The organism is Bradyrhizobium sp. JR3.5 (assembly GCF_054057015.1).
Genome location: NZ_JBSRYV010000002.1, coordinates 4,930,577 through 4,942,596, shown reverse-complemented (window position 1 = coordinate 4,942,596; position 12,020 = coordinate 4,930,577). Strand labels below are relative to the sequence as shown.

The window sequence follows — 12,020 nt, the reverse complement described above, 5'->3', positions numbered from 1 at the left end:
TTCCTGCAGTTCCACGCCAAAGCCTGTGTCCGACTCACGCCCCCTTCTACGCCGGTCGCCGTCCGCCCGGTCATCAGGCATCTGACGGACTTGCCCCAGGATAACGAGACGGTCCTGGTTTTGACGACACTTGGATTCATAACGACGCGTCCTCGGAGGGGTCACTTTCTTCGTCTTTCGAACACTCACCTGCTCGGTTTGATCCGAACTTATGATCCGACGCTCACCACCACGGCTTTTTACCGCAGCAGCTCGGGCTGGTTTGAAGCCCGCTCCTGAAAGCCGATCTCGGGGGCCAGCCCATATTTTTCTCGCAGCTTCACAATCGGTTCTAGTTCATGTTGAACTCCTTCCGCTGCTCTGCAACACACTTTCGTCGATAAAGACCAGCCGCTCAGCTTCGACGCGATTTTGATTTTCGTCCACTGGGTTCGCCGCCGCGCGACCTCGAGACGATCGCGTTCGCCAGCCACCACGCTTTTTTGAAGCTGAGCTTCTCGGCATGGACGAACTCCAACACCGAGCGGTAGTCGACCTTCAGGCCGCGCCCGGCAAGCTCGGCGACGAGTCCGCGCAACGTTCGCGACATGAGCGTCAACAGTGTATCGTCATGGACCGCCTCGAAATCATCCGGCCGATCGGCAAGGCGAAGGCGACTAGGATGAATAGCAGTAGCTGCGGGACGAGGATGAAGGCGCCCCTTGTTCTCACTTCGCGAGCCAGGTGGTAAAGCGCTGGATCAGGTCATCGCCCTTCTCAATCAAGAAGGCGGCGTCTCTCTGCAGGCCACTGGCCGTATGGTCGGGCGCCGTCGGAAGGTGGGGCACGATCGCCGGATCAACAAGCGACATCGCGTCCTCGTTGGCAGGCCCGTAGGGCAGGTAGCGCGTCAGGTTAGCCTGCGCCTGGGGCGAGCCGGCGAAGGCGAGGAACTTGTAGGCGGCGTCCCGATGCGGACTACCCTTGGGAATCATCCAGTAACCGACCCCCCACGTGTGGGCATCCCACATGATCTCAAAGTGCTTGCCGGAGTTCTTGACGGCATCGTAGATGCGGCCGTTCGGGGCTTGGGTCATGACGACTTGGCCATCAGCCAGAAGCTGCGCCGGCTGGGCGTTGGACGTGTACCAGACGACGTCCTTCTTGATCGTGTCGAGCTTCCTGAAGGCGCGGTCGACCCCCTCGGGTGTGTTGAGGACGTTATAGGCGTCCTTGAGGGCCACGCCGTCGGCGATCAGCGCCCATACGAGAAATATGTCGGGAGAAACCTTCCACAGGCCGCGCATGCCGGGGAATTTCCGGGTGTCGAACAGGTCGGCGATGGTCTTCGGGCCGTTCGGCAGCTTATCCTTGTCGTAGGCGATGATCGAGGCAGAAACTTCGTACGGCACCGCGCAGTCGTACTTGTCGCCACCCATGAACTTGGCCCGGTCGAGGCCCAACCTCTTCCAGTCGATCGTCTCAATGATGCCCTCGTCGCACAGTTGTATGGCTGCGACGGAGTCCGCGTCGACCACGTCCCAGCTCACGCTCTTGGACTGGACCATGGCGCGGATCTTAGCAGACTCACCATTGTACTCGTCTTCGATGATCTTGATCCCGGCCGCCTTCGAGAAGGGCTCGAAATAAGCCTTGCGCACGGCCGCCTGGTAGACCCCGCCAAAGGAGGTGATCGTCAGCTGCTCGTCCGCAAAGGCGGATTTCACCGCCGCAAACGTACCCGTCGCCAGGCCGATTAGGGCCAAGGCGCTCGCAATCCTCAATAGCTTTCTCATCGTCTGCTCTCCCCTGCTTTGCCATCCCGGCGGCGTTGCCGAAGGCCCGCCTTGCTCGCGGCGAAGCCTTGGTCGTCGTCATGGCGCATCGAGCGCCCGACAATCCTCCGTTTTCCAGCCGATGGTGATCGCTGTACACCCGGCTCGAGTTGCACCACGCCTTCCGAATTCGGCAGCTTGATCACAAAGTCATCATGGCCGCACACCGAGACGCGGGTGCGCACGTGGTCGCCCAGATAGATCACCTCCGCAACCCGCGCGCTGAAGACATTGGGCAGCGAGCCTGGCGTGGGGTTTAGCTTCACCCGCTCCGGCCGCAACGACAGCACGGTCTGCCCACCGACTGCCTCGACATTAATCGCCAACGCCTGCACGTTGCCAGCGCCCGAAATGTCTACCTTGCAGGTTGTACCATTCATCGCGACGACCTTTCCGTGTAGCCGGTTGTTCTCGCCGATGAACTGGGCGACAAAAGCGTTCTGCGGTCGCTCGTACAGCTCGGCGGGCCCGGCGACTTGCTGAATGACCCCGTCGTTAAACACCGCTACGCGGTCCGACATGGTCAGCGCTTCGCCCTGGTCATGTGTCACATAGACCACGGTAACGCCGAGATCCTCGTGGATATGCTTGATCTCGAGCTGCATCTGCTCGCGCAACTGCTTGTCCAAGGCGCCGAGCGGTTCGTCCATCAGCACGAGCTTGGGATCGAACACGAGGGCGCGGGCAAGTGCGACACGCTGCTGCTGGCCGCCGGAAAGCTGACCAGGCCGGCGCTTGCCATAAGCGCCGAGCCGGACTATGTCGAGCGCCCGCTTGATCCTGGCCTCGATCTCGGCCTTGCCGAGTTTGCGGACCTTAAGCGGGAAGGAGAGGTTCTCCTCCACGGTCATATGCGGAAAAAGCGCGTAGTTCTGGAACACCATGCCGATGTCGCGCTTGTGCGGCGGCATGTTGTCGATCGAGCGCCCCTCCAGCAGGATACTGCCTTGGGTCGGCACCTCGAAGCCGGCGAGCATCATGAGGGTCGTCGTCTTGCCGGAGCCAGAGGGCCCCAGCATGGTCAAGAACTCACCCCGGGCGATGTCCAGGTTAAGATCCTTAACGACCAACGTTTCGCCGTCATAGGTCTTCTGGACGCCGGAAAACCTCACAAAGGCATTGTTCATGCCTGGCATCGTCCCCCTTACCGGTTCCGGCGTTTCTCCCGCTTCTGCGGCGCCGCCGACAACAAGACCACGATATTCTTGCTTGACGGATTGCAGCGTCTTGCGCACGCGGTCGAGATCGCAGGGATCCCCTTGCATGAGGCATCTGCTGTTGTCCAACTGCGCATTCCTTCCCTACGTGCGTTTGATTCTGCGACCCCCGGGATCGAGAGTATTTTGGCTGTCCCGGAAATATTATGGGGCCTCTGAAGCTGAATTTCATTAATGTCAGCAGCCCCACCGCCGAAACACTGCGCCTAAATGCGATAATTCGAGGATCTGCGTCCTGCAAGCTGGGCCGGCGCCTAGAGGGATACACCTCGATCTCGATGTGCTCTTGTCACACCCGGAATACAACAAAAGAGTCTCTCCCCATGGCATCGCCGTAAGCAGCACACAATACATGTATTGGACCGTAGGTCAGCTTCCAACTCTACCACACCTCGAACGGTTGCAATATTTAGCCAGGAGACCTCTTGGCGCGGGGACGATCTGGCGCCGGCAACAACCGTTTCGGCAGCTTGCTCGAGACCACCCGTGGCGGGCAGGAGCCAATTCGCCTCGAATCCGGCGAGGAGCGTCGCTTTCTCGAGGATGGTGACGAGGTCATCCTACGCGTGCCACAAGGCCACCCCCAGGGCCTTGCTAAAATCGGCTTCGGCGAAAGTCGCGGGGAAAGCACCTCCACCTGCGGCGATCCATCGAATGTTCATCAATCGTAGCCGGATCATCGGCTATCCGGACTTTCTTATCGCCAACCCGACAAGGACGGCTTTGATGCGGTGATCATTTCCATCGCTACAATGGCATTGCCAAAAGGCGCATCGGCCCGAGATGGAATTTATCTCGGTGCGATCAAAAAAAATCAAGGCGAGATCTGCCAAAGGCCGACGCATTCGATTTTGGCAACGCTGTCACCTGGATCGTGATGCAGAAGGCTGCCGCCATCTTCCATCGTATCCCTCCGTTGAGGGCCGCCTTGTTTGACGGACGCGAGCGCTGCAGGTCCTAGGGGTAATCCTAGGAGAAGCGCTATGACGATTTCGCGGGCAGAGGTGATCACAACGGTCGATCGGCGGCGTCGGTGGTCGCAGGATGAGAAGGAACGGCTAGTTGCAGCATCGCTCGAGCCCGGAGCCACTGTTTCCGAGGTGGCTCGCATGGCCGGCCTTCATGTGAGCCAGCTGTTCAGGTGGCGCAAAGAGCTTTGCAAGCACGGTGAGACGAGTATAGCGCCGTTAGTGCCGGTCGAGATTGGGCCGTCTGTGCCGCCGCGGGACGTGGCCGAAGCGCCATTGACGACAGCGCCGGCGCGTCGACGGAGGAGCCAGGGCATCATCGAGATCGATCTTGGTAGCGGACACCGCATCCGGGTCGATGGCGACGTTGATGGAGACGCGCTGCGTCGAGTTCTCGATGCCCTGGTGCGCCGATGATCCCGGTTCCGACCGGCGTGCGAGTGTGGCTCGCGACAGGCTACACGGATATGCGCAGAGGCTTTCCGTCGTTGGCACTTCAAGTGCAGGAGGTGCTGCGCAAAGACCCGCTCAGCGGTCATCTGTTCGTCTTCCGCGGTCGCCGCAGCGACCTTGTGAAAGTGATCTGGCACGATGGCCAGGGAGCATGCCTGTTTACCAAAAGACTCGAGAGAGGAAGGTTCATCTGGCCATCGGTTGCCGGTGAATCAGTAACGATCTCTCCGGCGCAGTTGAGCTATCTGTTGTCCGGGATCGATTGGCGCAACCCTCAAGAAACCCATCGTCCGACGCGGGTCGGATAGCCGCTTTTACGGTTTGAATCTGCTGCTTGATCTGATTCAATGGCGTCATGATATCGAAGCCGGACGATCTTCCATCGGACCTTGCGAGTGCCCTGGCGGCGCTGCAGGCCGAGCGTGAGGCGCGGCTGCGAGCCGAGGCGGTGGCTGCCAGTGCGCGGGCGGAGCTGTCGGACAACGAGGCGCTGATCGCGCATCTCGAGCTGCGGATCGAGAAGCTCAAACGCGAACTGTACGGGCAGCGCTCCGAGCGCACGGCACGGCTGCTCGAGCAGCTGGAGTTGGAGCTCGAAGAACTCGTCACCACGGCGAGCGAGGATGAGCTTGCCGCGCAGGCCGCAGCGGCGAAGACGCAGAACGTCCGCCCCTTCATGCGCAAGCGGCCGGTGCGCAAGCCATGGCCGGATGACATCGAACGCGAGCGCGTCGTCATTGAGGCTCCAACGACCTGTACCTGCTGCGGTGGATCGCGGCTGGCGAAGATCGGTGAGGATGTGACCAAGACGCTGGAGGAGATCCCGCGCCGCTTCAAACTGATCGAGACGGTACGCGAGAAGTTCACCTGCCGCGATTGCGAGAAGATCAGCCAGCCGCCCGCGCCGTTCCATGCCACGCCGCGCGGCTTCATCGGCCCACAATTGCTGGCGACGATCCTGTTCGACAAGTTCGGCATGCATATCCCGCTCAACCGCCAGAGTGCGCGCTTCAAGGCCGAGGGGATCGACCTATCGTTGTCGACGCTGGCCGACCAGGTCGGCCACGGGACCTTCGCCGTCATGCCGCTCTTCCACTTGATCGAACGCCATGTACTCGCTGCCGCTCGCCTTCATGGCGACGATACCACCATCCGTATCCTGGCGAAGGGCAAGTGCACGACCGGGCGGATCTGGACTTATGTGCGGGATGACCGGCCCTTCGCCGGGCCTGCGCCGCCGGCGGCGGTCTATTACGCCTCAAGCGACCGACGAGGCGAGCATCCCCAGAAGCATCTGTCCGCCTTCGCCGGTATCCTGCAAGCCGATTGCTACAACGGCTTCGAGCCGCTGTTCGACCCGCAGAAGAAGGCGCGGCCGATTACGCCGGCGTTTTGCTTTGCCCATGCGCGGCGGGGCTTCTTCGAGCTGGCTGACATCGAGAAAAATGCTCGGGAAGGTAAGAAGGGCAAACCGGTCTCTCCGATCGCGCTGGAGGCGGTCAGACGCCTCGATGCGTTGTTCGAGATCGAGCGCGCCATTAACGGCTGCGGTGCCGACGAGCGGCGCGCCGTGCGCCAGGATAAGAGCAAGCCGCTTCTCGAGGACGTGCACGCCTGGTTGCTGCGTGAGCGCGAAACCCTCTCGCGCTCCTCCGAGGTCCTGAAGCCGATCAACTACATGCTCAGGCGCTGGGACGACTTCGCCCGCTTCCTCGACGATGGCAGGATCTGCTTGACCAACAATTGTGCTGAGCGCGCATTGAGGGGCATCGCATTGGGAAGGCGCAACTGGACCTTCGCCGGCAGCCAGCGTGGCGCCGACCGTGCCGCCATTATGCTGACGATGATCACGACCTGTCGCCTCAACGAGGTCGGTAGGGTCGAGGGCTGGCGCGCCGCACGGCCATGCATTCGTGGCCATGCACGTTTCCAGCCCCCTCCACCTCGCACGCAGCATGCAGATTTCCCGCACTGCGCGCCCCCATTTGCTTCAGTTCAAGGGTTATGGGACCTATCATGTTGGTGCGACTTTCGTCGTGTCGTATTTCACCCCGTAGTCATTGAACAGCTTCAGGGTCTTGTACAACCACGAACTACTCCACCGCGCCCAGCAGAAGCCCTGTCGTTTCCGAGCATGCGCCAAATGGCGCCTGACCTTTCTCTCTATCCACTCTTTGACGTAGCGGAAGCACTCGCTTGAGTGCCCAACCGCGAAGTAGTTCACCCATCCCCGGAGCTTCGGATTGATCAGGTTTATCACCCTGTCGATCGGTTGCGACCGGTGTCGGCGAAACACCTCCTTCAAGTCCCGCAAAAGCGCCGTCCGCTTCTTGAGCTTGGGCGTATAGTGCGGCCGCATCCTTCCGCGCAAGCTGCGGAGATAGCGGAAGTCGAACCCAAGAAAGCCGAAGCTCTCGCCTCGTTCCAGGTCGATCATGCGACTCTTCTCGTCATTGATTTCCACCTGCAGTTTGGCAAACTCCTCCCGCAACCGTTTGGTCACGGCTCTGATCAGCCAGTCATGACGTTTGTAGGCGTCGATCAAGATCACCAAATCGTCAGCGAACCTTGCGTATTCGATACGGGTGTTCTTGCTCTCGCGGGTGACGTCCCGGGCTCGCTCAAGCATCTTGTCCACCTCATTGAGGTAGATGTTACTGAGCAACGGCGAGATCACACCCCCTTGAGGAACGCCTCTCTTGCCCGAGGCTTTCAGCATCGTCTTCAGCAGATGCATGATGTCCGCGTCATCAACCCGCTGCGCCACTTTCTTTAACAGCCGGTCATGCCGGACATTGTCAAAATAGGCTCGCAGATCAAAGTCGAGCACCCGCGTCTTCTTCTGGACGATCGCTTCAGCTACGCGCTTGATCGCGTCATGTGCTGTCCGCTTGGGACGATATCCATACGACCCCGGTTGGAAGTCTGCCTCGAATACAGGCTCGAGGATAAGTTTGAGCGCACCCTGAACCACCCTGTCCCGGATTGCCGGAATCGACAAAACGCGGACTTTGCTGCCCCCGTCTTTCGGTATTTCCTGCTTTCGGGCCGGGAGTGGCCGATAGGTCCGCCCGGTCAGTTCGTCCCGTAGCTGCTCAAGTAGAGCCTCCACGCCTTGCGCTTCAATGGCCTCGAACGTCACTCCGTCTATTCCCGGAGCGCCGTCGTTTTCTTTCGCCATCTCATACGCTTCGCGCAGCGTCTCCATCTTGCAGACGTGGACGTATAGACCCCAGAAACGCCAAGACGGTTCAGCCTTCGCCTTGACGTATAGTCTCCTCCTCAGGTCCTGCAAATCAATGGACGCCTTTGTCATCTCGTCCTTGCCTTCCTTATGTCAGAGACTTGCAAATGGCAGGGCCCCTTCGCTCCGCGAACATTACTCCGCCTCTCAGCTACTACGAACCCGGCCGCAGCCCTCTCGTCTTCGGCCGATTTCCCGGTGTCGCCGGTTATACGACCTACCTTCTTCCGTCGATTTCTCGTCGGGACGAGGGGGGTTTCTCCAGTTGCTTCGCATGTCCTTGTCACCGTGCTGTCGCTTCCACCCCGCCGAGGTGAGTAGCCGTGTCAGTCAGTCTTCGGCTGCCCATGCTGCCTTCGCCCTTGGGATGCAGGCTCGGCCCTCGGTTACACAAGCTTTCGAGGCCACAACGCGTTCTCTTTTGATACGGCCCGGTGACTCGTAATCTCCCTCAAGGAGACTTTGTCGATAGGCTTCAAAGGTTCTGTTTCCATCTCCTCTGCTATCCGAACTACAGGGCTCTGACTTTTGCCCTGGCAGGACTGTCTCCTGCTGAACATGCCAGCCTTACCTGGACACACATCCCAAGGCCTGGCTCGCCGACGTCCTCGCCCGTATCGCTGATCTTCCCGCATCGCGTCTGCACGAACTGCTGCCCTGGGAATGGAAGCTCCTGCGCCAAGCCGACAAGCCCGCCGGTCAGCAGGCCGCCTGACCTTCACGCAAGCCATCATAGAGCTCGCCGTGCCCGCGCGCATGCGTCAATCAGGCGGTCTTCGTCGTGTGCGTACCTTCCATCCCTTCGACTGTAAGGGCGTTCGTAAGACTGTCGTTAGCCCACTGCCAGCGCAGACCATCGACCGACCCGGCTATTGTCGCAAGGCAGCCCTCATCGGGCGCTTACTTCCGGGTGCGCACGAAGCGATGTCCTTGCGCATCGTTCCGCCATCGATGATTATCGACTGTCTATGAACCATGGCGTTCATCACCGCTTCGACGCTCGGATTAACTTCCTGGGCGCTCAGTCGAAGTAGACATAGAAGCGCGCCTCAACACTCTCGCGGGGCTTTGCATTGGGATAGGCACGACGATTGTCGAACGCCGAGTGGGGCGACCAATAGTCGTAGTGCCGGTCCGAGTCATATCCCTTGAACAAGACAACTTCGTCCGGATGCATGTTGGGAAAGTAATACCAGCGGACAATGGGGCTATAGTGAACTGATAGGCTCCGAAAGCTCTCACCGTTAGGGTTAATGAAGTTGTGCTCAAAAACATCGGTGGCGGGGGTCGTGCCGGCGTCCGCGAATGCTAGCGGAAAGTCCTGCGGTGGGGGTGACAGGGCGCGCCACGTCTGGATGATCATCATCCGTGAGTAGACCCGGATCGGGATGCCCTGCTCCTGGCTCTCCTGCGCAGCGAGCATTGGGGCGGAAATGGGAGCGTAGTCGATATGTGCGTTGTACGCGACGCCGCGGACCGCGTTGAAGGGAAGGGCTCCGGCCGGAGCCAGAGGGGTTGCCGACGCCAAGCGCATGACCACGTACTTGCGTCTCGGCACGACCCAAGATGCGTTGAAGTAGTCCTTGATGAAGGGCACCATTTCATCGATGTACTTCTGACGCATGATCTCGGGATCGCGCACGTCCGCGCAAGACGTCTTGTGCGGCACGAGAACGAACCCTTCAAGATCCAGGGACAGCTCGTTGACGATGGGCCGGGCATCGCGAATATCGACGTCGTAGAGGACCTGCGGCAAGCCAGCGTCGTAGCGGGCCAAGACCGCTTCAGGCACTTCAGGAGCTCGCTCCTCAGGTGAGCGCCGGGTAAAGGCAATCTCACCCTTCACAACGTCGAGGCGATCACGATCTGCTCGCGCCGGGTCGGTCGCGCGTAGGATCTGCGGATCGCCGTGTGTAGCCTTGGTCTTTTCGGTCAGAGTTGGCAACGTCATTTGCTACCTCCTTTCATACTTCGTGAGTTTCTTACTTCGTGAGCCAGACGGTAAAGGGCTGGCTCAGCTCGTCGCCTTCTTACCCCGAAGGCGGCCGGCGGGGCCGCAACAGTCAGCCGTCCGCTCAGGCGAAATACACGAAGAACCGCGCTTCGATGCTCTCGCGGGGCTTTGCATTGGGATATGCGCGACGATTGTCAAACCCCGTATGAGCTCCCTGCGCATTGCAACTTTCTTCAGAGTCATAACCCTTGAACAGAATGAGCTCGTCCCGGTTCAAGTCCGGGAAATAGTACCACCGATGGTTCGGATTGAAGTGAAGAGCGCACCCCCTAAACGATTCGCCAACACTGTTAATGTTGTCATACTCGAAAATATCTGTATCGAGAACGCTCGATCGATCACAGAGCGCTAACGGGAGATCGTGCGGCGGCGGCGAGAGCACGCGCCAGGCATGAATGATCATCAATCGCGAATACGACTGGAGCGGGATGCCTTGGGCCTGACTGTCGCGTGCGGCAAGCAGCGGCGCGGCGATCGACGCGTAGTCAATATGAGCCAGACCGGGTCCGGAGGCGCTCCTGACTCCAGAAAAGATCTTTTCCACAGAACGCACAACAACGCCGGTGCCAACCCGTTTGGGAATGACCCACGACGCATGGAAAAAGTCCTTCAGGAACGGGACCATCTCTTCCAGATACTTGTCGGTCACAATCGCGGGATCAAGCTCGCTTGCGCAGGACGTTCTGTGCTTAACCAGTACGAAGCCCTCGCGATCGAGCGACAATTCGTTCACGATCGGTCGCGCGTTGCGGATACTGACGTCATAGCCAACCATCGGGGGCGGGTTCTTTTCCGTCGGGGACCAAAACACTTCTGGGGCATTTTCATCCGGCGAACGCCGTGCAAAGCCCATTTGACTCTTCACGCACTCGAGGTCATCACGGTTTACTCGCGCGCCCGACGAAGCTCGCATTGTTTCAGACACATTTAGCTGAACCATCTAGTCGTCTCCTCTTGCAAACCGCTTAGTTTTTCGCCTACCAAACGTGAAATAGGCGACGATTGTCGTTTACCGAAATTAATGATTCTTCGGTACGGATTCATGCAAAGAATGGCACATCGGCGCTCAAATTCGGCGTTTCGGCGCCTGTTCAAAGCTCGATCCAATGAATTCGGTGTGAAGCAACGAAACGAAGGCGTGCGAGCCTCTCGAAGCCGTCTTGTGGCGGCACGGGCCCACCTGCCCGTGCTGCCCCGGCGACTGGCGAGCGCGTTTCGAAGCTCCTGGGCAAGAGCACGCAACCGGGCGTCTACTAGCACAAGGACTGAGGCAAGCCGTTCTCGGTGAGGGTCGTGACCGTCGTGGAGCGCTCGCATATCCCGACGACTAATACCAAGCCGCAGAGCGACTGACTCACGCTTGGAATTCCCAAATCAGATGAGAACTGATTCAAGATGACAAACGGAGGAGGTTTGCCATGGGTCAGGCGATTGGGGTTCGAGGAGATTTCAAAGCGGGCGAGGTCCGTCGGCTTGCAAAGCGGGCGCGGGATGTCGGTCAGGCGCGTCGGCTGCTGGCGATCGCTGCGGTGCTTGATGGTGCCTCGCGGGCAGAGGCGGCCAAGGTTGGCGGAATGGACCGCCAGACGCTTCGAGACTGGGTGATCCGCTTCAACGAGCACGGGCCCGACGGCTTGATTAACCCCGGCGCCCACGCCATCATCATCCTTGATCAGGCCGGCTGGCACGGGGCAAAGCAGCTCAAGATCCCTCACAACATCTCGCTACTGCCGTTGCCACCGCGCTCACCCGAACTCAACAGCCAGGAAAACATCTGGCAGTTCATGCGCCAGAATTGGCTGTCAAACCGCGTCTTCAAATCCTTCGACGATATCGTCGATCCTGCTGCTACGCCTGGAACACCCCCATCGATCAACCTTGGAAGATCATGTCCATCGCTCGTCGCGAATGGGCATTCATCGATCAATGATCGTGAGGTTTGGTATAAATGGCTGCTCTCGGCTCAAGCCAATGCAGCCTCGAAGGCATCAGCGCCCAGCAGCTAAGCCGGATGGTGAACGTCACATGCGAAGCCGCATCGCTCCTTACTCACTGGCTGAACGAAGCCGCCGTGTCCGTCGAAGCGGGTGAGATTGGTGGTGCGAACAAGGCCGTCGAGGCGGATGAAGCTTACGTCGGCGGCAGAAAGAAAGCCTATGGTCCGCCGCCGAAGAAGATGGCAAAGATGGCCGCGTGCACGCGACGAGCTGTTGCACGAATCGAGATATTCGATCCTTGCGACACTCTCGTCGACGTCGCCTGACCTGCCCACTGTGCGAGCGCGCCCAGTCGACGCGGCCCATGCCGCTA

Annotated in this window: 11 protein-coding genes and 3 pseudogenes; 8 read left to right on the top strand and 6 right to left on the bottom strand. The window is 59.7% G+C overall.

Annotated features, from left to right (window positions below; all coding sequences use genetic code 11):
- Positions 1 to 369 precede the first annotated feature (369 nt).
- The 3 genes and pseudogenes from ACVWW1_RS40690 to ACVWW1_RS40680 all read right to left on the bottom strand — a co-directional run.
- A pseudogene (locus ACVWW1_RS40690) lies at positions 370 to 580 on the bottom strand (IS630 family transposase); the annotation flags it as partial.
- A 127-nt stretch (positions 581 to 707) separates the two neighbouring features.
- Entirely contained in the window at positions 708 to 1,775 is a 1,068-nt protein-coding gene (locus ACVWW1_RS40685; protein WP_456659781.1) for an ABC transporter substrate-binding protein, read from the bottom strand.
- Positions 1,772 to 3,079 (bottom strand): ABC transporter ATP-binding protein, encoded by a 1,308-nt coding sequence (locus ACVWW1_RS40680; protein WP_456659780.1) that lies wholly within the window; start codon positions 3,077 to 3,079, stop codon positions 1,772 to 1,774. The genes ACVWW1_RS40685 and ACVWW1_RS40680 overlap by 4 nt, the downstream gene beginning before the upstream one ends.
- 377 nt (positions 3,080 to 3,456) lie before the next feature.
- Here ACVWW1_RS40680 and ACVWW1_RS40675 point away from each other — a divergent pair, with 377 nt between their 5' ends.
- The 5 genes and pseudogenes from ACVWW1_RS40675 to tnpC form a co-directional block, all read left to right on the top strand.
- On the top strand, positions 3,457 to 3,702 hold the full coding sequence (locus ACVWW1_RS40675) for a hypothetical protein (protein WP_456659779.1): 246 nt from the start codon (positions 3,457 to 3,459) through the stop codon (positions 3,700 to 3,702).
- Between the two features lie 60 nt (positions 3,703 to 3,762).
- Positions 3,763 to 3,909, top strand: coding sequence for a hypothetical protein (locus ACVWW1_RS40670; RefSeq protein WP_456659778.1), 147 nt, complete (start codon positions 3,763 to 3,765; stop codon positions 3,907 to 3,909).
- A gap of 105 nt (positions 3,910 to 4,014) precedes the next feature.
- Entirely contained in the window at positions 4,015 to 4,416 is a 402-nt protein-coding gene (gene tnpA, locus ACVWW1_RS40665; RefSeq protein ID WP_456659777.1) for an IS66-like element accessory protein TnpA, read from the top strand.
- Positions 4,413 to 4,760, top strand: coding sequence for an IS66 family insertion sequence element accessory protein TnpB (tnpB, locus tag ACVWW1_RS40660; RefSeq protein WP_456659776.1), 348 nt, complete (start codon positions 4,413 to 4,415; stop codon positions 4,758 to 4,760). Before tnpA ends, tnpB begins: the two co-directional genes overlap by 4 nt.
- 47 nt (positions 4,761 to 4,807) lie before the next feature.
- Positions 4,808 to 6,325, top strand: a pseudogene (gene tnpC, locus ACVWW1_RS40655) (IS66 family transposase); the annotation flags it as partial.
- 141 nt (positions 6,326 to 6,466) lie between these two features.
- Here the strand turns inward: tnpC and ltrA are convergent.
- Entirely contained in the window at positions 6,467 to 7,768 is a 1,302-nt protein-coding gene (ltrA, locus tag ACVWW1_RS40650; protein ID WP_456659775.1) for a group II intron reverse transcriptase/maturase, read from the bottom strand.
- Between the two features lie 502 nt (positions 7,769 to 8,270).
- Here ltrA and ACVWW1_RS40645 point away from each other — a divergent pair.
- Positions 8,271 to 8,411 (top strand): annotated as a pseudogene (locus ACVWW1_RS40645) (transposase domain-containing protein); the annotation flags it as partial.
- Between the two features lie 306 nt (positions 8,412 to 8,717).
- Here the strand turns inward: ACVWW1_RS40645 and ACVWW1_RS40640 are convergent.
- Positions 8,718 to 9,647 carry a CmcJ/NvfI family oxidoreductase gene (locus ACVWW1_RS40640; RefSeq protein ID WP_456659774.1) on the bottom strand — a complete coding sequence of 310 codons (930 nt, stop codon included), beginning with the start codon at positions 9,645 to 9,647 and terminating at the stop codon, positions 8,718 to 8,720.
- Positions 9,648 to 9,771: 124 nt separating this feature from the next.
- Positions 9,772 to 10,650, bottom strand: a complete 879-nt coding sequence (locus ACVWW1_RS40635; protein WP_456659773.1) for a CmcJ/NvfI family oxidoreductase — start codon at positions 10,648 to 10,650, stop codon at positions 9,772 to 9,774.
- Positions 10,651 to 11,128: 478 nt separating this feature from the next.
- Between ACVWW1_RS40635 and ACVWW1_RS40630 the strand changes: the two genes are divergently transcribed.
- Together ACVWW1_RS40630 and ACVWW1_RS40625 are read left to right on the top strand one after the other, a co-directional pair.
- Positions 11,129 to 11,716 (top strand): transposase, encoded by a 588-nt coding sequence (locus ACVWW1_RS40630; protein ID WP_456659772.1) that lies wholly within the window; start codon positions 11,129 to 11,131, stop codon positions 11,714 to 11,716.
- 5 nt (positions 11,717 to 11,721) lie between these two features.
- The gene (locus ACVWW1_RS40625; RefSeq protein ID WP_456659771.1) at positions 11,722 to 11,973 is read left to right on the top strand and encodes a hypothetical protein; all 252 of its coding nucleotides are present in this window, start codon (positions 11,722 to 11,724) and stop codon (positions 11,971 to 11,973) included.
- The last annotated feature ends 47 nt before the right edge of the window (positions 11,974 to 12,020 follow it).